This is a genomic window from Nocardioides sp. Root190 (genome assembly GCF_001428565.1).
GTDB lineage: Bacteria > Actinomycetota > Actinomycetes > Propionibacteriales > Nocardioidaceae > Nocardioides.
The window spans coordinates 196,555-219,402 of sequence record NZ_LMIA01000012.1 but is presented as its reverse complement, the minus strand read 5'-3'; the positions used below and the strand labels follow the sequence as shown (position 1 = coordinate 219,402).

General features: G+C 70.0%; 23 protein-coding genes. 15 read left to right on the top strand and 8 right to left on the bottom strand.

All coding sequences use genetic code 11. The annotated features are described in order from the left end of the window. The first annotated feature begins 56 nt into the window (after nt 1–56). From whiA to ASE01_RS19430, 6 genes are all read left to right on the top strand, one after another. Nucleotides 57–1,043, top strand: coding sequence for a DNA-binding protein WhiA (gene whiA / locus ASE01_RS19455; RefSeq protein ID WP_056756302.1), 987 nt, complete (start codon nt 57–59; stop codon nt 1,041–1,043). A 189-nt stretch (nt 1,044–1,232) separates the two neighbouring features. Further along, nucleotides 1,233–2,231 carry a type I glyceraldehyde-3-phosphate dehydrogenase gene (gene gap, locus ASE01_RS19450; protein WP_056756299.1) on the top strand — a complete coding sequence of 333 codons (999 nt, stop codon included), beginning with the start codon at nt 1,233–1,235 and terminating at the stop codon, nt 2,229–2,231. Between the two features lie 5 nt (nt 2,232–2,236). Then, the gene (locus ASE01_RS19445) at nt 2,237–3,442 is read left to right on the top strand and encodes a phosphoglycerate kinase (protein ID WP_056756296.1); all 1,206 of its coding nucleotides are present in this window, start codon (nt 2,237–2,239) and stop codon (nt 3,440–3,442) included. Continuing rightward, complete coding sequence (gene tpiA, locus ASE01_RS19440) at nt 3,442–4,242, top strand: triose-phosphate isomerase (RefSeq protein ID WP_082606242.1); 801 nt, start codon at nt 3,442–3,444, stop codon at nt 4,240–4,242. The genes ASE01_RS19445 and tpiA overlap by 1 nt, the downstream gene beginning before the upstream one ends. 27 nt (nt 4,243–4,269) lie before the next feature. Then, nucleotides 4,270–4,506, top strand: a complete 237-nt coding sequence (secG, locus tag ASE01_RS19435; protein WP_082606241.1) for a preprotein translocase subunit SecG — start codon at nt 4,270–4,272, stop codon at nt 4,504–4,506. Nucleotides 4,507–4,562: 56 nt separating this feature from the next. Beyond that, on the top strand, nt 4,563–4,922 hold the full coding sequence (locus ASE01_RS19430) for an RNA polymerase-binding protein RbpA (protein ID WP_082606240.1): 360 nt from the start codon (nt 4,563–4,565) through the stop codon (nt 4,920–4,922). 36 nt (nt 4,923–4,958) lie between these two features. Here ASE01_RS19430 and ASE01_RS19425 read toward each other — a convergent pair whose 3' ends face one another. The 5 genes from ASE01_RS19425 to tkt all read right to left on the bottom strand — a co-directional run bounded on the left by ASE01_RS19425 (nt 4,959) and on the right by tkt (nt 12,527). Further along, complete coding sequence (locus tag ASE01_RS19425; RefSeq protein ID WP_056756290.1) at nt 4,959–6,671, bottom strand: class F sortase; 1,713 nt, start codon at nt 6,669–6,671, stop codon at nt 4,959–4,961. Between the two features lie 145 nt (nt 6,672–6,816). Beyond that, on the bottom strand, nt 6,817–7,557 hold the full coding sequence (gene pgl / locus ASE01_RS19420) for a 6-phosphogluconolactonase (protein ID WP_056756287.1): 741 nt from the start codon (nt 7,555–7,557) through the stop codon (nt 6,817–6,819). Further along, complete coding sequence (gene pgi / locus ASE01_RS19415) at nt 7,554–9,233, bottom strand: glucose-6-phosphate isomerase (RefSeq protein WP_056756284.1); 1,680 nt, start codon at nt 9,231–9,233, stop codon at nt 7,554–7,556. Before pgi ends, pgl begins: the two co-directional genes overlap by 4 nt. Nucleotides 9,234–9,238: 5 nt before the next feature. Continuing rightward, nucleotides 9,239–10,369 (bottom strand): transaldolase, encoded by a 1,131-nt coding sequence (gene tal, locus ASE01_RS19410; protein ID WP_056756282.1) that lies wholly within the window; start codon nt 10,367–10,369, stop codon nt 9,239–9,241. A 49-nt stretch (nt 10,370–10,418) separates the two neighbouring features. Further along, nucleotides 10,419–12,527, bottom strand: coding sequence for a transketolase (tkt, locus tag ASE01_RS19405; RefSeq protein WP_056756279.1), 2,109 nt, complete (start codon nt 12,525–12,527; stop codon nt 10,419–10,421). A gap of 120 nt (nt 12,528–12,647) precedes the next feature. Between tkt and ASE01_RS19400 the strand changes: the two genes are divergently transcribed. Then, nucleotides 12,648–13,595, top strand: a complete 948-nt coding sequence (locus ASE01_RS19400) for a heme o synthase (protein WP_056756277.1) — start codon at nt 12,648–12,650, stop codon at nt 13,593–13,595. A gap of 15 nt (nt 13,596–13,610) precedes the next feature. Here ASE01_RS19400 and ASE01_RS19395 read toward each other — a convergent pair whose 3' ends face one another. Genes ASE01_RS19395 through ASE01_RS19385 form a run of 3 tightly spaced genes read right to left on the bottom strand, consistent with a single transcriptional unit; the run spans nt 13,611 to nt 16,233 of the window. After that, the gene (locus tag ASE01_RS19395; RefSeq protein WP_157537567.1) at nt 13,611–14,507 is read right to left on the bottom strand and encodes a COX15/CtaA family protein; all 897 of its coding nucleotides are present in this window, start codon (nt 14,505–14,507) and stop codon (nt 13,611–13,613) included. Between the two features lie 2 nt (nt 14,508–14,509). Next, nucleotides 14,510–15,292, bottom strand: a complete 783-nt coding sequence (locus tag ASE01_RS19390) for an ABC transporter permease (RefSeq protein WP_056756274.1) — start codon at nt 15,290–15,292, stop codon at nt 14,510–14,512. Beyond that, nucleotides 15,289–16,233, bottom strand: coding sequence for an ABC transporter ATP-binding protein (locus tag ASE01_RS19385; RefSeq protein WP_235536110.1), 945 nt, complete (start codon nt 16,231–16,233; stop codon nt 15,289–15,291). Before ASE01_RS19385 ends, ASE01_RS19390 begins: the two co-directional genes overlap by 4 nt. 43 nt (nt 16,234–16,276) lie before the next feature. Between ASE01_RS19385 and ASE01_RS19380 the strand changes: the two genes are divergently transcribed. From ASE01_RS19380 to ASE01_RS19345, 8 genes are all read left to right on the top strand, one after another. Beyond that, nucleotides 16,277–16,642 carry a hypothetical protein gene (locus ASE01_RS19380; protein ID WP_157537564.1) on the top strand — a complete coding sequence of 122 codons (366 nt, stop codon included), beginning with the start codon at nt 16,277–16,279 and terminating at the stop codon, nt 16,640–16,642. Next, complete coding sequence (locus ASE01_RS19375) at nt 16,635–17,069, top strand: hypothetical protein (protein ID WP_235536109.1); 435 nt, start codon at nt 16,635–16,637, stop codon at nt 17,067–17,069. Before ASE01_RS19380 ends, ASE01_RS19375 begins: the two co-directional genes overlap by 8 nt. A gap of 82 nt (nt 17,070–17,151) precedes the next feature. After that, the gene (locus ASE01_RS19370; protein ID WP_056756266.1) at nt 17,152–17,853 is read left to right on the top strand and encodes a helix-turn-helix transcriptional regulator; all 702 of its coding nucleotides are present in this window, start codon (nt 17,152–17,154) and stop codon (nt 17,851–17,853) included. After that, entirely contained in the window at nt 17,850–19,268 is a 1,419-nt protein-coding gene (sufB, locus tag ASE01_RS19365) for a Fe-S cluster assembly protein SufB (RefSeq protein WP_056756263.1), read from the top strand. The genes ASE01_RS19370 and sufB overlap by 4 nt, the downstream gene beginning before the upstream one ends. After that, complete coding sequence (gene sufD, locus ASE01_RS19360; RefSeq protein ID WP_056756260.1) at nt 19,268–20,455, top strand: Fe-S cluster assembly protein SufD; 1,188 nt, start codon at nt 19,268–19,270, stop codon at nt 20,453–20,455. The genes sufB and sufD overlap by 1 nt, the downstream gene beginning before the upstream one ends. After that, nucleotides 20,452–20,787, top strand: coding sequence for a non-heme iron oxygenase ferredoxin subunit (locus tag ASE01_RS19355; protein ID WP_056756257.1), 336 nt, complete (start codon nt 20,452–20,454; stop codon nt 20,785–20,787). The genes sufD and ASE01_RS19355 overlap by 4 nt, the downstream gene beginning before the upstream one ends. Next, on the top strand, nt 20,784–21,542 hold the full coding sequence (gene sufC, locus ASE01_RS19350; protein WP_056756255.1) for a Fe-S cluster assembly ATPase SufC: 759 nt from the start codon (nt 20,784–20,786) through the stop codon (nt 21,540–21,542). Before ASE01_RS19355 ends, sufC begins: the two co-directional genes overlap by 4 nt. Next, nucleotides 21,542–22,846 carry a cysteine desulfurase gene (locus ASE01_RS19345; RefSeq protein WP_056756252.1) on the top strand — a complete coding sequence of 435 codons (1,305 nt, stop codon included), beginning with the start codon at nt 21,542–21,544 and terminating at the stop codon, nt 22,844–22,846. The genes sufC and ASE01_RS19345 overlap by 1 nt, the downstream gene beginning before the upstream one ends. Nucleotides 22,847–22,848 lie beyond the last annotated feature (2 nt).

Genomic DNA, 22,848 nt, shown 5'->3' with positions numbered 1-22,848 from the left:
CCCGGCGTCCTGATGCGCCGCCGAGGGTTGTTGACCAGCGTGGGAGGATCGTGCGCATGGCGATGACGGCACAGGTGAAGGCAGAACTGGCCAGTACGTCGGTCACCAAGGTGTGTTGTCGCAAGGCCGAGGTCGCCTCCACGCTGCGCTTCGCCGGCGGCCTGCACATCGTCGCCGGCCGGATCGTGGTCGAAGCCGAGCTGGACACCGGTGCCGCCGCCCGCAGGCTGCGCCGGGACATCTCGGAGATCTACGGCCAGAGCTCGGACGTCGTGATGGTCCAGGGCAACGGACTGCGCAAGGGGAGCCGCTACATCGTGCGGGTAGCACGGGACGGCGAAGCCCTCGCGCGCCAGACCGGGCTGCTCGACCAGCGCGGGCGTCCGGTGCGCGGACTGCCGCCGGCCGTCGTGTCCGGAGGCGCGTGCGACGCGGTCGCCGCCTGGCGCGGTGCCTTCCTCGCCCACGGTTCGCTGACCGAACCCGGCCGCTCATCCTCGCTGGAGGTCACCTGCCCGGGGTCCGAGGCCGCCCTGGCGCTGGTCGGCGTGGCCCGTCGGCTCGGCATCCAGGCCAAGGCCCGCGAGGTCCGCGGCGTCGACCGCGTGGTCATCCGCGACGGCGACGCGATCGGTCAGCTGCTGACCCGGCTCGGTGCGCACGAGACCCTGATGGCCTGGGAGGAACGCCGCATGCGGCGTGAGGTCCGCGCGACCGCCAACCGGCTCGCCAACTTCGACGACGCCAACCTTCGCCGCTCCGCCCGTGCTGCCGTGACGGCCGGCGCCCGGGTCGACCGGGCGATGGAGATCCTCGGCGACGAGGTCCCCGACCACCTGCGGATGGCGGGGGAGCTGCGGCTCCAGCACAAGCAGGCCTCCCTCGAGGAGCTCGGCCAGCTCCACGAGCCCGTGCTCACCAAGGACGCGATCGCCGGCCGGATCCGCCGCCTCCTGGCGATGGCCGACAAGCGCGCCGAGGACCTCGGCGTTCCGGACACCGAGGCATCGCTGACCGCCGAGATGCTCGCCGGCGACGCCTGAGCAGGTTCGAGCAGGTCTGAGCAGGTCCGCCTGCCTCGAATGTGGCTTTGTGTTTGTTTGTGTTGTTACCTGCCCGTATCGCGGACGGCGGGCAGCGGTGACGAGGCGTGCCCGGATAGGGTCGTGGGTGACGCATGATCTGCGTCACACATCGCGCCACACATCTGACACAACAGAGGAGCACCCACGGTGACTGTCCGCGTAGGCATCAACGGATTCGGCCGGATCGGCCGCAACTTCTTCCGCGCAGTGCGGGCAAGCGGGGCCGACATCGAGATCGTCGGTGTCAACGACCTGACCGGCAACGCCACCCTCGCGCACCTGCTGAAGTACGACTCGATCCTCGGTCCACTGGGCGTCGAGGTCACCTCGACGGACAACTCGATCATCGTCGACGGCACGGAGATCAGGGCCTTCGCCGAGCGCGACCCCGCGGCCCTCGGCTGGGGCGACCTGGGCGTCGACGTCGTCGTGGAGTCGACCGGTTTCTTCACCGACGCGACCAAGGCGCGCGCCCACGTCGACGGCGGGGGAGCCAAGAAGGTCATCATCTCCGCGCCCGCCTCCAACGAGGACATCACGATCGTGATGGGCGTCAACCACGAGCGGTACGACGGCGCCGCCCACACGGTGATCTCGAATGCCTCGTGCACCACCAACTGCCTCGCCCCGATGGCCAAGGCGCTCAACGACGGCCTCGGCCTGGTCAAGGGCCTGATGACGACCGTGCACGCCTACACGGCCGACCAGAACCTCCAGGACAACATCCACTCGGACCTGCGCCGCGCCCGCGCCGCGGCGATCAACATCGTGCCGACCTCGACCGGTGCGGCGAAGGCCATCGGCCTGGTGCTGCCGGAGCTGAAGGGCAAGCTCGACGGCTACGCGCTGCGGGTCCCGACCCCGACCGGCTCGCTGACCGACCTGACCTTCGAGGCCTCGCGTGAGACGTCCGTCGAGGAGGTCAACGAGATCGTCCGGGCCGCCGCGGACGGTCGCTTCCTCGTCTACTCCACCGACCCGATCGTGTCGTCCGACATCGTCACCAACCCGGCGTCGTGCATCTTCGACGCCCCGTTGACCAAGGTGATCGGCAACCAGGTCAAGGTCGCCGGCTGGTACGACAACGAGTGGGGCTACTCCAACCGCCTCGCCGACCTGATCGTGCACGTCGGCGCTACGCTCTGACGCTTGTGACGGACAACAACGGACTCGACCCGGAATTCCTGCGCACGATCGGCGGCCAACGCGTCCTGGTCCGCTCGGACCTGAACGTCCCGCTCGACGGGACGACCATCACCGATGACGGACGGATCCGGGCCAGCGTGCCGACGATCCGGGCGCTCGCCGAGGCCGGCGCCCGCGTCGTGGTCACGGCCCACCTCGGTCGACCGAAGGGGGAGCCGGACCCGGCGTACTCCCTCGGGCCCGTTGCCGTCCGCCTGGCCGAGCTCCTGGGCGCTCCGGTGGCCTTCGCCACCGACACCGTCGGCGCCTCCGCCCAGGAGGTGGTCGCGGCCCTGGGCGACGGCCAGGTCGCGCTCCTGGAGAACGTCCGGTTCAACGCCGGGGAGACGAGCAAGGACGACGCCGAGCGGGGTGCCTTCGCCGACCAGCTCGCCGGGCTGGCCGATGCCTTCGTGTCCGACGGCTTCGGTGTCGTGCATCGCAAGCAGGCCAGCGTGTACGACGTCGCGCAGCGGCTGCCGCACACGATGGGTGCCCTCGTGGCCGCCGAGATCGACGTCCTGAGGCGGCTCACCGACGACCCGGCGCGGCCCTACGCCGTCGTCCTGGGCGGTTCCAAGGTCTCGGACAAGCTGGGTGTGATCGACAACCTGCTCGGCAAGGCCGACAAGCTGCTCATCGGCGGCGGCATGGTCTTCACCTTCCTCAAGGCCGACGGCCTCGAGGTCGGCAAGAGCCTGCTCGAGGAGGACCAGCTCGACACCGTGCGCGCCTACCGGGCGCGAGCCGCTGAGCTCGGCGTCGAGATCCTCGTCCCGACCGACATCGTCGTGGCCGACAGCTTCGGCGACGAGGCATCGGCACGGGTCGTGCCGGCCACGGAGATCCCCGCCGACGCGCTGGGTCTCGACATCGGCCCCGAGTCGGCAGCTGCCTTCGCAGCCGCCCTGGCCGATGCGCGCACCGTGTTCTGGAACGGGCCCATGGGCGTGTTCGAGCAGCTGGCCTTCGCCGAGGGCACCCGCGCCGTGGCGAAGGCGCTCACCGCGATCGACGGACTGTCCGTGGTCGGTGGTGGCGACTCCGCTGCCGCCGTCCGCACCCTCGGGTTCGACGAGGCCGCGTTCGGCCACATCTCGACCGGCGGAGGTGCCAGCCTCGAATACCTCGAGGGCAAGGACCTCCCCGGCATCACAGTTCTGGAGGACTGATGAGCAACGCGACCCGTACCCCGCTGATGGCGGGCAACTGGAAGATGAACCTCAACCACGCCGAAGCCGTGGTGCTGGTCCAGAAGCTCACCTGGACGCTGTCCGACAAGCGCCACGACTACGCCAAGGTCGACGTGGCGGTCATCCCGCCGTTCACCGACATCCGTTCGGTGCAGACGCTGGTGGACGGCGACCGCCTGTCCATCAAGTACGGCGCCCAGGACGTCTCTGCGCATGCCAGCGGCGCCTACACCGGCGAGATCTCGGCGGGCATGCTCGCCAAGCTCGGCTGCTCCTACGTCGTGGTCGGCCACTCCGAGCGGCGCCAGTTCCACAACGAGACCGACGAGATCGTCAACGCCAAGGCCAAGGCCGCGCTCGGCGAGAACATCATCCCCATCGTGTGTGTCGGTGAGGGTCTCGAGATCCGCCAGGCGGGCGAGCACGTGCCGCACACGATGGCCCAGGTGGAGGGCTCGCTCGCGGGACTCAGTGCGCAGCAGGTCGCCTCGCTCGTCATCGCCTACGAGCCCGTGTGGGCCATCGGCACCGGCGAGGTCGCCACTCCCGAGGACGCACAGGAGGTCTGTGCGGCGATCAGGGGCCAGATCAAGGAGTCCTTCGGGGCCGAGGCCGCCGACTCCGTGCGCGTCCTCTACGGCGGCTCCGTGAAGGCTGCCAACGTCGCCGGGATCATGGCGAAGGCCGACGTGGACGGCGCCCTGGTGGGTGGAGCAAGCCTGCAGGTCGACGAGTTCGGCGGCATCTGCCGCTTCTACGACATGCCGGTTCTCCCCTAGATCCGGGCCTGACGTAGGATTCCTCGCGTGTCGACGCTTCTGACTGTGCTGCTCGTGATCACGAGCCTCATGCTGATCCTCCTGGTGTTGCTGCACAAGGGTCGTGGCGGTGGACTCTCGGACATGTTCGGTGGTGGTACGTCGAGCTCCCTCGGCGGCTCCTCGATCGCCGAGCGCAACCTCGACCGCTTCACCATTGGCATCGGCGTCATCTGGTTCGCGTGCGTCATCGCGCTCGGACTGCTGCTCGCCTATCAGAACTGACCGACTGCAGCTGGCCCGTGGAACACCGGGCCGCTTGATCTTGAGGAGAAACTCCGTTGGCTGGTGGTGGAAACGCGATTCGTGGCAGTCGCGTCGGTGCGGGTCCCATGGGCGAGGCCGAGCGTGGTGAGGCGGCTCCGCGCCAGGCGGTGACCTACTTCTGCGTGAACAGCCACCGTTCGGTGATCACGTTCTCCGTCGAGGCCAACGTCCCGGACTCCTGGGACTGCCCGAAGTGCGGTCTTCCCGGTGGCCTCGACTCGGAGAATGCCCCGCCGCCTCCGAAGATCGAGCCCTACAAGACGCACCTCGCCTACGTGAAGGAGCGCCGCTCCGACAAGGAGGCCGAGGTCATCCTCGACGAGGCGATCCAGCTCCTGCGGTCCCGCCGCAAGTCGGGCGACGTCGTCTTCTGACGGGTGGCGCCCCGGCGCTGCTTCGTCGTGGTCTCGTCAGTACGGGACCGCTTCGACGACGAGGTTCTTCCTGTAGTGGAAGCCTCCTGTTGAGGTCCTGACCCGGTCGGTGCACGTGATCAGCACCAGTCGTCGCGCGATGCCCTGCGAGAACAGGGAACGCGGCAGTCGTCGGCGATCGACGGTCCGGACCCGGACCACGCGCCAGGTGAGGTTCGAACCCCCGGCATCGGTGGTGGTCAGTCGGTCACCGACGTCGAGGCGCCGCAGCCGGTGGAAGACACCGGGCCGGTCGCGTCGGTCCGAGACGTGGCCGACCACCACGGTGGTGCCGACGAGGGCCGACAGCCGAGCGCCCTCGCGCCAGATGCCGGCGTCAGTGCGACGTACGGGAGCAGTGAGCACCGACCGGCGGAAGTCCACGCCACTCAGACGAGCCGACACCCGGGCCGTGGGAGCGCGCAGTCGCGCTGTGGCCCCGCTGGTGGACCGACCGGCTCCCTGTCCGCCGGTGTCGACCACCGGGTGCGTGGGAACGGCCGGCGGCCGGGGCCTGACGAGTGAGGTCTCCTCGACCAGCCCGGCGGGTGTCCACGCCGTCGCCATGGTCCGGGCCGACGCCGTCAGTCGCTCCTGGTAGGTGTAGCACCCACCGCGCAGGACGCGCGTGCGTCCCACGTGCACGGTGGTGTCGCCGGTGACGGAGAAGGTTCCCCGACCGGCCACCGGCGCGCCCGTCCAGCGGACGGCACGGCAGCGCAGGCCACTGTCGGGTCGGACCGGTCCGAGCAGGCGCCACTCACCGGCGACCTTCGCACCGCCCGTGCCACGGACGGTGACGGCGTCCACGAGGACGTCGCCGGACAGTGCCCGCTGGAGGTTCACACGGGTGGTGAGGGACGGAGTCGGCAGCTCCGCCGTGCGCGCGCTCGTGGTGAGGGCCCGGGTCCCCGCCGACGCAGCGACCCGCTGGAAGCGTGCGCCGGAGCGGTGCAGCCGGTAGCGGTGCTCGGGCACGCCGGTGTAGCGCACGCGGACGGTGACGGCCTCGCCGTCGATCCGGTGCCACGCCGACTCCGATGCCCTCGTCGTGGTGGTCACGGTCCTGGACGACCTCCCGTCGGTGAAGGTCGCGCCGGTCAACGTGATCTCCATCCTGATGCCGGGCACCCACCGGCCGGCGGCCGACCGGATCCCGAGTCCGCCGACGGTGCCGGTGCGTCCCTCGGAGGTCAGTCGGGGAGGGGTGGCGCGGTACCCGGACGCCGGTGCCGCGTGACGTCGCGCGTCGGCGAGCAACGTCCGCGCTGCTGTCAGGACCTTGCGGTGCAGGCCCGGGCTCTCGCGTCGGAGCTCGGCCAGACGAGACGTCATCCTCCGTGGCTGGGAGTTGAGTCCGCGTTCCTTGCCGACCACCCACCACAGGGCGGTGGCCAGGGCGCCGTCGCGGCGGGCAGGCCCCAGCGTGGTGGAGAGGAGGTAGCCGACGACCGGATCAGTGACCGTCGTGGCGCGGGTCGAGCGGCGCGGCCAGAGCCTGGTGCCGGTGTCGAGGCAGATGCCGATGGTGCCGTCGGCGAGCGCGGCGATGCCGAGCTCGTGTCCGGCGCGGGTCGTGTACCCGGAGAAGGCGGGCTGGTCCGGGCGCCCTGGCCCGAGACGCTCGGCGTCGGCCGGTGCGGTGGGTGCGAGGACGAGAAGAGTCAGGAGGACCAGGGCCAACAGGCCGAGGGGTGGTCGAGTGCTCATGTCGGGATCCTCGGCGACCGCGACGTCGCAGGTCTGCGAGGTCAGCGGTCGCTGTGGAGGGACACGTGCGCCGGGGGCGTTGTGGATCCCGAGAGGCCGATCCGGTGTCCTGTGGGGCGGTCGGGGCGACAGGCCCGAGGGTGCGTCAGAGCTGGCTGGCGGCGTCGGAGTCGAGGAACCACGTGGTCTCGATCTCGCCGCGAACGCCGCGGGCCGGCGTCTCCGCGACGGAGCCCTCGTCGGCCAGCGCCCGACGGGTGGCATCGGCCTTGCTCTCGCCGCTGACCAGGAACCACACGGCGCGCGACCGGTTCAACGCCTCGAACGTCAGTGTGACGCGGTCGGGCGGAGGCTTGGGAGAGTCGTGCACGGCGGCGGCGATGGCATCGGTCGCATCGAGCACCGGATGCCCCGGGAAGAGGGATGCGATGTGTCCGTCGGGCCCGACACCGAGCATCAGGACGTCGAAGGAGCCGCCACCGGTGGCGCGCACCGTCTCGGCGTACGCCGCCGCGGCGCTCTCGGCGCTGTCGGACTCGTCGCTCGCCGGCACCTCGTGCACGCGGGTCGCGCCGACCTCGTCGAGGAAGGCCGCCCGCGCCTGCCCGGCGTTGCGGTCCGGCGATCCGGCGGGCACGAAGCGCTCGTCCCCGAAGTAGAACCGCACCGCGCCCCAGTCGACGCCCGAGGCCGGAGCCATCCGCGCGACCTCGCGGTGGACCGCCTCGGCGATGGTGCCTCCGGTGAGGCCGATGTCGGGGATGTGGCCCGCTGCCTGGGCATCGGCGATCCGGTTGAGGAGCTCTCCGGCGATGGCGGTGGCGAGGGCGCCTGCGTCGTCATGGACCTCGACGAGAGGATCGGGTCGCTGGCTGAGATCGGTCATCGTGAGCGGTGCTCCCGGTAGTAGCGGATGAGGGCCTGGGTCGACGCGTCCTGGGCGCCCAGCACGTCGTCGTCGCCCGAGAGCGCCGGCGCGATCTGCAGGGCGAGCTGCTTGCCCAGCTCGACACCCCACTGGTCGAAGCTGTCGATGCCCCACACGACGCCCTGGGTGAAGGTGATGTGCTCGTAGAGCGCGATCAGCTGGCCCAGCACGGACGGGGTGAGGGACGGCGCCATGATCGACGTCGTCGGCCGGTTGCCCGGAAACACCCGCGCGGGGACGAGCTGCTCGGTCGTGCCCTCCGCCCGGACCTCGTCGGCCGTCTTGCCGAACGCCAGTGCCCGGGTCTGCGCGAAGAAGTTCGCCAGCAGGAGCTCGTGGACATCGGTCTCGCCGTCGACGAGCGGGTCGGTCGGCGTCGCGAACGCCAGGAAGTCGGCCGGGATCAGCCGGGTGCCCTGGTGGATGAGCTGGTAGAAGGCGTGCTGTCCGTTGGTGCCGGGCTCTCCCCAGAACACCTCGCCCGTCGCGGTCGTGACCGGAGTGCCGTCCCAGCGCACGCTCTTGCCGTTGGACTCCATCGTGAGCTGCTGGAGGTAGGCCGGGAAGCGGTGCAACGACTGGGCGTACGGCAGCACCGCGTGGGTCTGGGCGCCGAGGAAGTTGACGTACCAGACGTTCATCAGGCCCATCAGGACCGGCACGTTGGACTCCAGCGGGGTGGAGCGGAAGTGCTCGTCGAGGGCGTGGAAGCCGGAGAGGAACTCCTCGAACCTCTCGGGACCGATCGCGACGACGAGGGAGGTGCCGATCGCGGAGTCGACGCTGTACCGGCCACCGACCCAGTCCCAGAAGCCGAAGGCGTTGGCAGGATCGATGCCGAACGCGGCGACCTTCTCCAGTGCGGTGGAGACCGCCACGAAGTGCCTGGCCACGGCGGAGCCGGCGGCCTCGTCACCGTCCGGGATCGCGCCGGTGGCACGCAGGCCGTCGAGCAGCCAGGTCCGGCAGAGCCGCGCGTTGGTGAGGGTCTCGAGGGTGCCGAAGGTCTTGCTCGACACGATGAAGAGCGTGGTGGCGGGATCCAGGCCGGCTAGGGTGTCGGCCGCGTCGGTCGGGTCGATGTTGCTGATGAAGCGGCACTCGAGGCCGTCCTGGACGTACGGCTTGAGGGCTTCGTAGGCCATCACCGGTCCGAGGTCCGAACCACCGATGCCGATGTTGACGACCGTGCGGATGCGCTCCCCGGTCACCCCGGTCCAGGCGCCGGACCGGACGTCGCGGGCGAAGGCGTAGACGCGGCCCAGCACCTCGTGGACGTCGTCGACGACGTCGTCGCCGTTGACCTCGACGTGGGCGCCCTCCGGCTGGCGCAGCGCGGTGTGGAGCACCGCCCGGTCCTCGGTGACGTTGATGTGGTCACCGCGGAGCATGGCGTCGCGGCGGGCGGCGAGACCGACCTCGTCAGCGAGCTGGAGCAGTGCCTCGATGACGTCGTCGTTGATCAGGTTCTTCGACAGGTCGACCCGCAGGTCGCCGCCCGTGATCGAGAACCGCTCGGCGCGGCCGGGGTCGACCTCGAACCACCGACGCAGGTCGGGTACGAGGTCGTCGGCGAGCCGGGTCAGGGTGGCCCAGGCCGCGGTGGAGCGTGGATCGACAGGAGCCGCGCCCACGGTGCTCAGCCCTTGGCCGTACCGGTCGACGCCGCCATCTGTGCCTCGACGGTCTCGACCAGCTCGATCCACGACGCCCTGAACTTGTCGACGCCCTCGGTCTCGAGGACGTGGAAGACGTCGTCCAGGTCGACCCCGACGGCAGCCAGCGCGTCGAAGACGGCCTGCGCCTCGGCTGCCTTGCCCGAGACCGCGTCGCCGCCGTTCTCCGCGACGAGCTCGCCGTGGTCGGCGAAGGCCTGCATGGTCTTCTCGGGCATCGTGTTGACGGTGTCGGCGACCACCAGGTCGGTGACGTAGAGGGTGTCCGGGTACGCCGGGTTCTTGACTCCCGTCGATGCCCACAGCGGTCGCTGGGTGTTCGCCCCGGCGGCGGCGAGCGAGGTCCACCGCTCGGAGGCGGTGACCTCCTGGAACGCGGCGTAGGCCAGACGGGCGTTGGCAACGGCGGCCTTGCCACGCAGGGCGAGCGCCTCGTCGGTGCCGATCGCCTCCAGCCGCGGGTCGATGTCGGTGTCGACGCGCGAGACGAAGAAGGACGCGACCGAGCGGATCGTGGACAGGTCGATGCCCGCGGACTGGGCCTTCTCCAGACCGGCGAGGTAGGCGTCCATGACGGCCCGGTAGCGCTCGGTGGAGAAGATGAGGGTCACGTTGACGCTGATCCCAGCGGCGATGACCTCGGTGATCGCAGGCAGGCCCTCGAGGGTCGCCGGGATCTTGATGAGGGCATTGGGCCGGTCGACCGCGGCCCACAGCGCCTTCGCAGAGGCGATCGTGGCATCGGTGTCGTTGGCCAGCGTGGGCTCGACCTCGATCGAGACCCGGCCGTCCTCTGCGGTCGAGGCGGCGACGGGCGCGAGGATGTCGCACGCGTTGCGGACGTCCTGGGTCGTGAGCGCGAAGATGACCTCGTCGACGCCCGCGCCTTCCGCGACCAGGCCGCGGACCTGCTCGTCGTAACGCTCACCCTTGGCGATCGCGCTGGCGAAGATCGTGGGGTTGGTCGTGACGCCCACGACCGACGAGCTGGCGACGAGCTCGGCGAGGTTGCCGGACTCGATGCGCTCGCGGGACAGGTCGTCGAGCCAGATGGACACCCCTGCGTCGGCAAGGGCCTTCAGTCGATCGGTCATGGATCCTCCTCGTGAGAGTGCTGCGGATACCGGGTGCCCGTACGGTCGGTCAGGCTCCGGCGGCGGAGATGCTCTCCTTGGCGGCCGCAACGACCGCCTCGGGGGTGAAGCCGAACTGGCGGAACAGCGTGCCGGCGTCGGCGCTGGCGCCGTAGTGGTCGATGCTGACGATCCGGCCGGCATCGCCGACGTACTCGCGCCAGCCCTGCTTCACGCCGGCCTCGACGCTCACCCGGGCCTTGACGGTCGGCGGGATCACGGCGTCGCGGTAGGCCTGCGTCTGGGCGTCGAACCACTCGAGGCAGGGGAGCGAGACCACCCGGGCGTTGACGCCCTCGGTCTTCAGCTGCTCGCGGGCCGTGACGGCGAGCTGGACCTCGGAACCGGTGGCGAGCAGGACGACATCGGGCTCGCCGCCCTCGGCGTCGATGAGGACGTAGCCGCCCTTGGCGACGTCCTCGGTCGTCGCGAAGCCCTCGGCGCCGCGCGGGAACGTCGGGACGTTCTGGCGGCTCAGGATGAGACCCGCCGGACGGTCCGTGTTGCGCAGGACCTGCAGCCAGACGGCTGCGGTCTCGTTGGCGTCGGCAGGTCGTACGACGTCCAGGCCCGGCATGGCGCGCAGGGAGGCGACGTGCTCGATGGGCTGATGGGTCGGACCGTCCTCGCCGAGACCGATGGAGTCGTGCGTCCAGACGTAGATGACCGGGGCCTTCATCAGCGAGGCCACCCGGACGGCACCGCGCATGTAGTCGGAGAAGGTCAGGAACGTGCCACCGAAGACGCGGGTCCCGCCGTGGACGGCGATGCCGTTCATGATCGCGCCCATGCCGTGCTCACGGATGCCGAAGTGGAGCACGCGGCCCTGGTACGGGTCGCCCTTCCACTCCTCGACGGAGCGGTCGAGCGGCAGGAAGGACGGGGCGTCCTTGATGGTGGTGTTGTTGGAGCCGGCGAGGTCGGCGGAGCCGCCCCACAGCTCGGGCATGACCGGAGCGATGGCGTTGATGACCTTGCCGGAGGCGGCCCGGGTGGCAACGCCCTTGGCGTCGGCCTCGAACGTCGGGAGCACGCCCTCGATGCCGTCCGGCAGGGCACGCTGGCGCATCCGCTGCAGGAGGGCGGCACCGTCCGGGTTCGCCGCGGCCCAGGCGTCGCGCTCAGCCTCCCACTCGGCGGCCCAGGTCTTGCCGCGCTCGACGAGCGAGCGGGTGTGGGCGAGGACGTCGGCGGGGACCTCGAAGTGGAGCTCGGGGTCGAAGCCCAGCACGGACTTCGTCGCCGCCACCTCGTCGGCGCCGAGGGCCGAGCCGTGCGCCGCCTCGGTGTTCTGGGCGCTCGGTGCCGGCCAGGCGATGACGGTCTTGAGGACGATCAGCGAGGGCTTGTCGTCGACACCGTCGGCGGCGCGGATGGCCTCGTGGAGGGCGGGCACGTCCTCGGCGTAGTTGGCGAGGTCGGAGTGGTCGTTGCCGGTCCAGTCGACGGTCTGGACGTGCCAGCCGTAGGCCTCGTAGCGCTTGGCGACGTCCTCGTTGAAGGCGATGTGGGTGTCGCCCTCGATGGAGATCCGGTTGGCGTCGTAGATGACGGTGAGGTTGCCGAGCTCCTGGGTGCCCGCGATCGAGGACGCCTCGCTGCTGACGCCCTCCTCGAGGTCGCCGTCGGAGGCGATCACGTACACCTTGTGGTCGAAGATCGAGGGGCCGTCGCCGGCGCCCGGGTCCAGGAGTCCGCGCTCGCGGCGGGCGGCCATGGCCATCCCGACCGCGTTCGCCACGCCCTGGCCGAGCGGGCCGGTGGTGACCTCGACGCCGGCGGTGTGACCGAACTCGGGGTGGCCGGGGGTCTTGCTGTCCCAGGTGCGGAGCGCCTGGAGGTCGGAGAGCTCCAGGCCGAAGCCGCCGAGGAAGAGCTGCGTGTAGAGCGTGATCGAGGAGTGACCACAGGAGAGGACGAACCGGTCGCGGCCCATCCAGTCGGGGTTTGCGGGATCGTGCCGCATCACCTTGTGGAACAGCAGGTAGGCCGCCGGCGCCAGGCTCATCGCCGTGCCGGGGTGGCCGTTGCCGACCTTCTGCACGGCGTCCATCGCGAGGACTCTCGCCGTGTCGACGGCCTTGCGGTCGAGGTCGGTCCACTCCAGGTCATGGATCATGGTCCGAGCCTACTCAGGCCGGTGGCGCACGCGACACCGGCAGCGGTGCGGTGGACGGGCGAGCGGCGGGCTACACTCGGCCCCGTTCCACTGCTGTCGTTCCCTGTTTGCGAGGACTCCGTGACCTACGTCGACCCCACCAGCCCCGAGCTGGTCGCCGACGACGCGGGTGACCCGAAGGCCAGCCTGCGTGACGTGGTGATGGCCTATGTGGGCCTCACCAAGCCGCGTGTGATCGAGCTGCTGCTGCTGACGACGGTTCCCGTCATGTTCTTCGCGGCCCGTGGCGTGCCGCCCCTCGGCCTGGTGGTGGCCACCGTCATCGGCGGCACGCTCTCCGCAGGCTCGGCATCGGTGTTCAACTGTGTCTACGACCGCGACATCGACGAGCAGATGCGTCGTACGCGTCGCCGGGCGTTGCCGCGCCACATCGTCACGCCGGGCGCCGCCCTCTTCTTCGGCATCGTGCTCGCGGTGCTGTCCACCGTGATCCTCGCGGTCTGGGTCAACACCCTCTCCGCGGTGCTCTCGATCAGCGCCAACGCGTTCTACGTCTTCGTCTACACCATGCTGCTGAAGCGCCGCACGACCCAGAACATCGTCTGGGGCGGGATCGCTGGCTGCTTCCCCGCCCTGATCGGCTGGACGGCCGTGACCGGCGAGCTGTCCTGGGTCCCGATCGTGTTGTTCATGGTCGTGTTCTTCTGGACGCCCCCGCACACGTGGGCGCTGGCGCTGCGCTACCGCGAGGACTACGCGCAGGTCGACGTCCCGATGCTGCCGGTCGTGAAGTCGGCCCGGGCCGTGGCCTTCCAGATCGTCGTCTACAGCTGGGTGATGGTCGCGACGTCGCTGGTCCTGTGGCCTGTTGCCGAGACCGGGCTCGTCTACCCGATCGTCGCCGCCGTGCTCGGTGCGGTGTTCCTGGTCCAGGCCCACGGCCTGCACCGCCGTGCCCGCACCACCGAGGAGCTCAGCCTCCTGCAGCCGATGCGGCTGTTCCACTCCTCGAACCTCTACCTGAGCCTGCTGTTCGTCGCGGTCGCGATCGACCCGCTGCTGCGCTGACGCCCTGCAGGCAGATCAGCGACGCGCCCGGGTGGCGATCAGCACCCAGGTGATGGCCGCAGAGGTCACTCCGGCGCCGAGCATGTGGATGCCGACGAGGATCTCCGGCAGGTCGGTGAAGTACTGCCAGAAGCCGATGGTGCCCTGGGCGAGCTCGACGAGGAGCAGGAGTCGTGCAGCACGGTGCAGCACGAGCAGTCCCGTACGACGTGACCACCACAGCACCAGCAGGGTGAGCGCGACCAGCGCGTAGACCGACCACGCGTGCACGTGGGACATCACCTGGGGGTCGAGACCGGTGCGCTTGGACTCCAGGTCACCCGAGTGCGGGCCGGAGCCCGTCACGACGGTGCCGAGGTAGAGCACCGCCCAGCCCACGGCGAAGGTCGCGAGCGCGGCCCGCCGCAGTGGCAGGGGAGCGGAGGCGCGGGTCGGGCCGCGGAGGTGGTCGAGCAGGAGCACGCACACACCGACGATGGCCATCGACACGAGCAGGTGGAACGCGACGATCCACGGGTTGAGGTCGGTCAGGACGGTCACGCCGCCGAGCAGCGCCTGAGCCGGGATGCCGAGCGCGATGATCGTCGAGAGGCGTACGGCGAGGGGGTGCTCCGCAGCGCGACCGCGAGCCGCGAGCCAGCAGGCCACCGCGATCACGACGAGGACGTAGGTGAGCATCCGGTTGCCGAACTCGATCGCCCCGTGGACGCCGAGGGCGCCGTGAGGCAGATAGGACTCGTCGGTGCAGCGCGGCCACGTGGGACAGCCCAGGCCGGATCCGGTGAGCCGGACCGCGCCTCCGGTGACGACGATGGCGATGTTGGCGACGAGGTTGGCCCACGCGAGGGGCACCAGCCGCTCGCCGAGGCGACGCTGGACGGCCGTGAGACGGCTCTCGGTCTGGGTGGTCACGTTCACTCCCACTTGAAGGTCCGGGCGGTCAGGGCGGAGCCGAGTCCGGCCCAGGCGGCGAGGACGACGAGGTCGCGCACAGCGACAGTGCTCTCGCAGGCGGCCCGCATGGCCTCACCGAGCGCGCCCGAGGGCAGCCAGCGCACGACGTCCCCCAGGCCGCCGTACACGTCGGCGGGCAGGATCACGGCGCCACCGGCGAGGAGCAGCAGGTAGACCAGGTTGGCCGCGGCGAGCGTGGCCTCGGCGCGGAGCGAGCCCGCGAGCAGCATGCCGAGCGACGCGAAGGCGGCGGTGCCGGCCAGGGCTGCCAGCACGATCGCGAGGCACGCGCCGACGCCGTCGGGGCCCGACCACCCGAGGGCCAGGCCCACGCCCCCGATCACGACGAACTGGATGACCTGCACCAGCACCAGTGCGACGACCTTGCCGCCGAGCAGGGTGGCCCGGGACAACGGAGCGGTCCCGAGACGCTTGAGCACGCCGTACCTGCGCTCGAAACCCGTCGCGATCGCCAGCGAGGTGAAGGCCGTGGACATCACGGCGAGGGCCAGCACTCCGGGCGTGAGCACGTCGATCGGCCGCCCGTCGAGGTCGAGGCCGACCCGTTCGGCGCCGCGGACGGCGCCGATCAGCACGATCACGGGGATCACGACCGCGATGAGGAGCTGTTCGCCGTTGCGCAGCATCAGCCGCGCCTCCATGCCGGCCTGGGTGACGAGCTGACGCAGGACGGGTGCGGCGCCGGGAGCCGGGGTGAAGGTGCCGGTCGGGCGGGTGCTCATGCGAAGTCCTCCCGACCGGTGAGCTCGAGGAACACGTCCTCCAGGTTGCGCTGCCCCAGGGACAGCGACTCGGGCAGGACGTCGTGGTCGGCGCACCAGGCGGCGACGGTGGCAAGCGTGGAGCCGTCGGCGGGCCCGGAGAGCTGCAGGCTCAGGGGGTCCAGGATCCTCAGCTCGGTCCCGGCACCGAGCGCGCGGGCCAGGGCCTCGGGGGAGCCCTCCGGGAAGGGCTGGGTCACGACGAGGCGGATCGTGGCGACCGTGCCGCCGCGGGTGAGCTCCAGCGGGGATCCGCTGGCGACGAGCCGGCCCTGGTCGAGGATGTGCACCTTGTCGGCGAGCCGCTCGGCCTCCTCGAGGTAGTGCGTCGTGAGCACGACCGTGACGCCGTCGGTGCGCAGCTCCTCGAGCAGGTCCCACACGGCGCGCCGGATCTGGGGGTCCAGGCCGGCGGTGGGTTCGTCGACGAAGACGAGCTCGGGTCGTCCGACGAGGGCCAGTGCGAGCCCGAGGCGCTGCTGCTGACCACCGGACAGGCGGCGGTACGGCGTACGTCCGCACTCGTGGAGGGCGAGCCGCTCCATCAACAGGTCCGTGTCGAGGGGGTGGGCGTGCAGCCGCGCGAAGTGCTGGAGCATCTCCTCGGCCCGGGCGCCGCTCCACGCGCCACCGGACTGGAGCATGACCCCGATGCGGGGGAGCAGGGCCCTGCGCTCGCGGACGGGGTCGAGCCCCAGGACCCGCACCGTGCCTGCCTGCGCCCGGCGGTAGCCCTCGCAGGTCTCGAGCGTCGTGGTCTTGCCGGCGCCATTGGGCCCGAGCACCGCGGTGATGGTGTGGGCCTCGACCTCGAAGGAGAGACCGTCGACGGCCGTACGGTCGCCGTATCGCATCACCAGTCCGTCGACGAGAACGGCAGGTCCAGCAGGTCCAGCGGGCACCCGGGGAGTCTATGGGTGCCACTTCGGCTCTACGCTGGCGGCCGTGAGTTCCTGGTCCTACGGCGTGATCCTCGCCATTGCCGGCGTGGTGGCCATCGTGCTGCTCGTCGACCTGGTCCGGGACCGTTCGGCCCAGGACGCGCACTTCATCGGGCTCGCGGTGCTGGAGGTCGCGGTCGTCGCGCAGCTCGTCGTCGGTGCCGTCGCGCTGGCCCGCACCGATCGCGAGGTCGAGGGCGCGGTCTTCGTGAGCTACCTCGTCACGGTCGTGCTGGTGCCGATCGTGGGCGCCTTCTTCTCGCTCGCCGAGCGGTCGCGGGTCGGGACCACGATCCTGCTCCTCGCAGTCGCCACGGTGGCCGGGCTCGAGCTCCGTCTGTGGGACGTCTGGGTGGCGGGCCGTGGCTGAGTCCAGGCCGCTGTCCGACGGCCAGCTCTCCCAGGGCTGGGGCCGCGCCCTCGTCTTCGTCTACGGGATCTTCGCCGTCGCTGCGACCGGGAGGTCTGCGGTCCAACTCGGCATGGAGCCGGAGCGGGCGCCGCTGGCGTACTCGCTGTCGCTCCTCGCCGCCGTGCTCTACCTGGTCGCCACGACCTGCCTCCTGCTCGGCGGGCGCACGGGCTGGCGTGTCGCCGGCATCGCGGTGAGCATCGAGCTCCTCGGCGTGCTCTCCGTGGGCGCGATGAGCTATCTGGCGACCGACCTGTTCCCGGACCGGACCGTGTGGTCCCACTTCGGCCAGGGGTACGGCTTCCTCCCGCTCGTGCTCCCGTTCGCAGGTCTCGCGTGGCTGCGGCAGACCGCCCCGGGGCGGGCCTCCGACGTCGCGATGTGACCCACGTCTCGCAGGGTGTCCTCAGTAAGGGCGGCCTTGCTTGAAGGACCCCCTGCAATATCGGCACACTGATGTTGTGGAAATGTCCAGGGACACCGATCAGCCGACGCGCCAGCGCGTCGCGCAGTCGATCCTGGTCAACGGACCGTCCACTGCTGCGGCCCTCGCCGAGCGGCTGGAGCTGACTCCTGCCGCCGTCCGTCGCCACCTCGACCAGATGCTGGCCGACGGTGCGATCGATGCCCGTGACCCGCGTCCCGTGGGTGCCCGCGGTCGCGGTCGCCCGGCCAAGGTGTTCGCGCTCACCGGTCACGGACGCGATGCGTTCGTGCAGCAGTACGACGACCTCGCCACCGAGGCCCTGCGCTTCCTGGCCGAGACCGGCGGCGAGCAGGCCGTGCGTGCGTTCGCGGACCGACGGGCGTCCTTCATCGAACGCCGGTTCCCCGACCTCCGTGCCGCCCACCCCGAGTCGTCCGATGCCGAGGTGCTGGCGCTGGTCTTCTCCGAGGAGGGGTACGCCGCCGCCGTGCGCCAGCTGACGCCGATCAACGGACACAGCGCGGGGGAGCAGCTGTGCCAGCAGCACTGCCCCGTGTCCCACGTCGCCCACGAGTTCCCCCAGCTGTGCGAGGCCGAGACCGAGGCCATCGGCCGCGTCCTCGGAACCCACGTCCAGCGCCTGGCCACCATCGCCCACGGCGACGGGGTGTGCACCACCTGCATCCCCGCCGCTCCGACGTCATCGCAGTCGCCGACAAAGAAGGAGGAGGTCACGTCATGACCTCGATCGAAGAACTGAACCCTGAGCTGAAGGGGATCGGTCGCTACGAGTTCGGTTGGTCCGACAAGAACGACGTCGGTGCGGACGCGAAGCGCGGCCTCAGCGAGGACGTCGTGCGCAACATCTCGTCCCTGAAGTCCGAGCCGGAGTGGATGCTCGACCTGCGCCTGAAGGGCCTCAAGCTCTTCGGCCGCAAGCCCATGCCCACGTGGGGATCGGACCTGGGAGGCATCGACTTCGACAACATCAAGTACTTCGTCCGGTCCAGCGAGAAGCAGGCCGCGACCTGGGACGACCTCCCCGAGGACATCAAGAACACCTACGACAAGCTCGGCATCCCCGAGGCGGAGAAGCAGCGTCTCGTCTCCGGTGTCGCCGCGCAGTACGAGTCCGAGGTCGTCTACCACTCGATCCGTGAGGACCTCGAGGCCCAGGGCGTGCTGTTCCTGGACACCGACACCGCCCTCAAGGAGCAGCCGGAGCTCTTCAAGGAGTACTTCGGCACGGTGATCCCGGTCGGTGACAACAAGTTCTCCGCCCTGAACACAGCGGTGTGGTCGGGCGGCTCGTTCATCTACGTCCCCAAGGGTGTGCACGTCGACATCCCGCTGCAGGCCTACTTCCGGATCAACACCGAGAACATGGGCCAGTTCGAGCGGACGCTGATCATCGTCGACGAGGACGCCTACGTCCACTACGTCGAGGGCTGCACCGCCCCGATCTACTCCTCGGACTCGCTGCACTCCGCGGTCGTCGAGATCATCGTCAAGAAGGGTGGCCGCTGCCGTTACACGACCATCCAGAACTGGTCGAACAACGTCTACAACCTCGTGACCAAGCGCGCCGTCTGCGAGGCCGGCGCGACCATGGAGTGGGTCGACGGCAACATCGGCTCCAAGGTCACGATGAAGTACCCCGCCGTCTACCTCATGGGCGAGCACGCCAAGGGTGAGACGCTGTCGATCGCCTTCGCCGGCGAGGGCCAGCACCAGGACGCCGGCGCCAAGATGGTGCACGCCGCCCCCAACACCTCCAGCTCGATCCTGAGCAAGTCGGTGGCGCGCGGTGGCGGGCGGACGTCCTACCGCGGCCTGATCCAGATCAACGAGGGCGCGCACGGCTCGAAGTCCAACGTGCTCTGCGACGCGCTGCTGGTCGACCAGATCAGCCGCTCCGACACCTACCCGTACGTCGACATCCGCGAGGACGACGTCTCGATGGGTCACGAGGCCTCGGTCTCGAAGGTCTCCGACGACCAGCTGTTCTACCTCATGTCGCGTGGCATGGAGCAGGACGAGGCCATGGCGATGATCGTGCGCGGATTCGTCGAGCCGATCGCCAAGGAGCTCCCCATGGAGTACGCCCTCGAGCTGAACCGGCTCATCGAGCTCCAGATGGAAGGAGCCGTCGGCTGATGTCGGCAGCAGTTGTCAGTGACGCCCTCGAGCAGGACCACGTCGAGAGTCACCTCCACCCCGAGCCCACCTACGACCTGGCGGCGCACCCCGCGCCGTCCGGCCGTGAGGAGATCTGGCGCTTCACGCCGCTCAAGCGGCTGCGCGGGCTCCTCGAGGACACCGCTCCCGGTGGCCGGCTGGAGCAGAAGATCGAGCTCCCCGACGGCGTCACGCTGAGCGAGATCCCGCTCGAGGAGGCCGTCGCGCTCGGCGGCACGGCCCCGTTCGACCGCCTCGGCGCCCTCGCGGCGAAGAACGCCGGCACGGCCTGGCTGCTGGACATCGCCAGCGAGGCCGACGTCGTGGACCCCGTCCGGATCCAGCTGCACGGCACCTCCGTCGAGGAGGCCGTGGCCGGCCGGGTCGTCGTGCGGATCGGGAACCACGCCCGCGCGGTCGTGCTCATCGAGCACTCCGGCAGCACGACGTACAACGCCTTCACCTCGGTGCTCGTCGGCGACGGCGCGCAGCTCGACCTGGTGCACATCAACGACTGGGCCGACGACGCCGTGCACACCGAGCAGATCAACGTGCGGGTCGGTCGCGACGCCACGCTGCGCCAGTTCGAGTTCACCCTCGGCGGCGACCTGGTCCGCACCAGCACCAACGTGGACTACGCCGGTCCCGGTGGATCAGCCGAGCTGTTCGGCCTCTACTTCGCCGACGCGGGTCAGCACTTCGAGCACCGCCTGTTCGTCGACCACAACGCCCCGAAGACGAAGTCCAACGTCGTCTACAAGGGTGCGCTGCAGGGCGCCAAGGCGCACACCGTGTGGATCGGCAACGTCTTGATCCGCAAGGTCGCCGAAGGCATCGAGACCTACGAGGAGAACCGCAACCTCGTGCTCACCGAGGGCTGCCAGGCCGACTCGGTCCCCAACCTGGAGATCGAGACCGGCGAGATCGAGGGCGCGGGCCACGCGTCGGCGGTCGGCCGCTTCGACGACAACCAGCTCTTCTACCTCCGCTCGCGTGGCATCAGCGAGGCCGAGGCCCGCAAGCTCGTCGTCCGCGGGTTCTTCGACGACCTGATCCGTCGGGTCACCGTGCCCGAGGTCGCAGCAAAGCTGTCGGCCCAGGTCGAGGAGGAGCTGCAGCGTCACGTGCTCGCCGAGCTGGACGAGGCCGATCGAGGACAGGCATGACCTTCGAACGCGCGTGCGCGCTCGCCGACGTACCCACCGACGAGGCCCTTGCGGTCACGATCGACCGGTACGACGTCGCGATCGCCCGTGACGGCGAGGAGGTCTTCGCCCTGCAGGACCTCTGCTCGCACGCCGCAGTCTCGCTCAGCGAGGGCGAGGTCGCGAACTGCACCATCGAGTGCTGGCTGCACGGGTCGACCTTCGACCTGCGCACCGGCAAGCCCACCACCTTCCCGGCGACCGAGCCGGTTGCCACCTTCCCTGTCGAAGTCCGCGGAGACGACGTGTACGTCGACGTGGAGACCACTCTGAACGGAGTCACCCCAACATGAGCACCCTGGAGATCAAGGACCTGCAGGTCCAGGTTCAGACCGATGACGGTCCCAAGGAGATCCTCAAGGGCGTCACGCTGACGATCAACGACGGCGAGACCCACGCGATCATGGGACCCAACGGTTCGGGCAAGTCGACCCTGGCCTACTCGATCGCCGGCCACCCGCGCTACGAGATCACCGGCGGAACGGTCACCCTCGACGGCGACGACGTCCTGGCGATGTCGGTCGACGAGCGCGCCCGCGCCGGACTCTTCCTCGCGATGCAGTACCCCGTCGAGGTCCCCGGCGTGTCCGTGTCGAACTTCCTGCGCACCGCCAAGACGGCCATCGACGGAGAGGCGCCCAAGCTGCGCACCTGGGTCAAGGACGTCAACGCCACGCTCGAGCGGATGAACCTCGACCCGACCTTCGGTCAGCGCTCGGTCAACGAGGGCTTCTCCGGCGGCGAGAAGAAGCGCCACGAGATCGCCCAGCTGGACCTGCTCGACCCCAAGGTCGCGATCCTGGACGAGACCGACTCCGGCCTCGACATCGACGCGCTCAAGGTCGTCTCCGAGGGCGTGAACCGGTTCCGCGAGCGCGACGGCAAGGGTGTCCTGCTGATCACGCACTACACGCGGATCCTGCGCTACATCAAGCCCGACCACGTGCACGTGTTCGTCGCGGGCCGGGTCGCCGAGTCCGGCGGTCCCGAGCTGGCCGAGGAGCTGGAGGCCAACGGCTACGAGCGCTTCCTCGAGGCGGCGGTCTGATGGTCTCGCCCGGCCCGGCCATCGGGTCGACCAGCGGGTTGAGCGGCCTGCTGCCCGAGCTCGAGGTCATCCGCAAGGACTTCCCGATCCTCGAGCGCACGCTCGCGGGCGGGATGCCGCTGGTCTACCTCGACAGCGCGAACACCTCGCAGAAGCCGCAGGTGGTGATCGACACGATGGTCGACCACCTCGAGCGGCACAACGCGAACATCGCACGGGCGATGCACCAGCTCGGTGCCGAGTCCACGGAGGCCTTCGAGGCCGCCCGTGACAAGGTCGCCGCCTTCATCGGCGCGCCCGAGCGCGACGAGGTGATCTTCACCAAGAACGCCTCGGAGGCGCTCAACCTGGTCGCCAACACGCTGGTCTGGGCGGGGGAGCGACAGATCGGCGCTGGCGACGAGGTGGTCATCACCGAGATGGAGCACCACTCCAACATCGTCCCGTGGCAGCTGCTCACGCAGCGCACCGGCGCGACGCTGCGGTGGTTCGGCCTGACCGACGACGGTCAGCTCGACCTCTCGAACATCGAGCAGCTCATCACCGAGCGCACGAAGGTCGTGTCCCTGACCTGGGTGTCCAACATGCTCGGCACGATCAACCCGATCGCCGAGATCACCCGCAAGGCGCACGCCGTCGGCGCGATCGTCGTGGTGGACGCCTCGCAGGCCGCGCCGCAGCTGCCGATCGACCTGGCCGCGATGCCTCTCGACGAGCGGCCCGACCTGGTCGCCTTCACCGGTCACAAGGTCGTCGGACCTACGGGGATCGGCGTCCTGTGGGGCTCGCGTGCCGTGCTCGACCAGCTGCCGCCGTTCCTCGGTGGCGGCGAGATGATCGAGACCGTCCGGATGGACGTCTCGACCTACGCCGGCATCCCGCACAAGTTCGAGGCCGGGACCCCGCCGATCGTCGAGGCCATCGGCCTCGGTGCCGCGGTGGACTACCTCGGTCACATCGGACTCGGTGCGATCCACGCCCACGAGCAGGCCATCACCGCCTACGCCCTCGAGGGTCTGCAGGGCATCAAGGGCCTGACCGTGCTCGGACCGCTGGACGCCGCCCTGCGCGGTGGCGCGATCGCCTTCGAGCTCGACGGCGTGCACCCGCACGACATCGCCCAGGTGCTCGACAGCCGCGGCGTCGCCGTGCGCGCCGGCCACCACTGCGCCAAGCCGGCCCATGCCAGGTTCGGCGTACAGAGCTCGACGCGCATGTCGTCGTACCTCTACACGGAGCCGCGCGAGATCGACGCGCTCGTCGAGGCCCTGGAATACACCCGCAGCTACTTCAAGTTGGACTGACC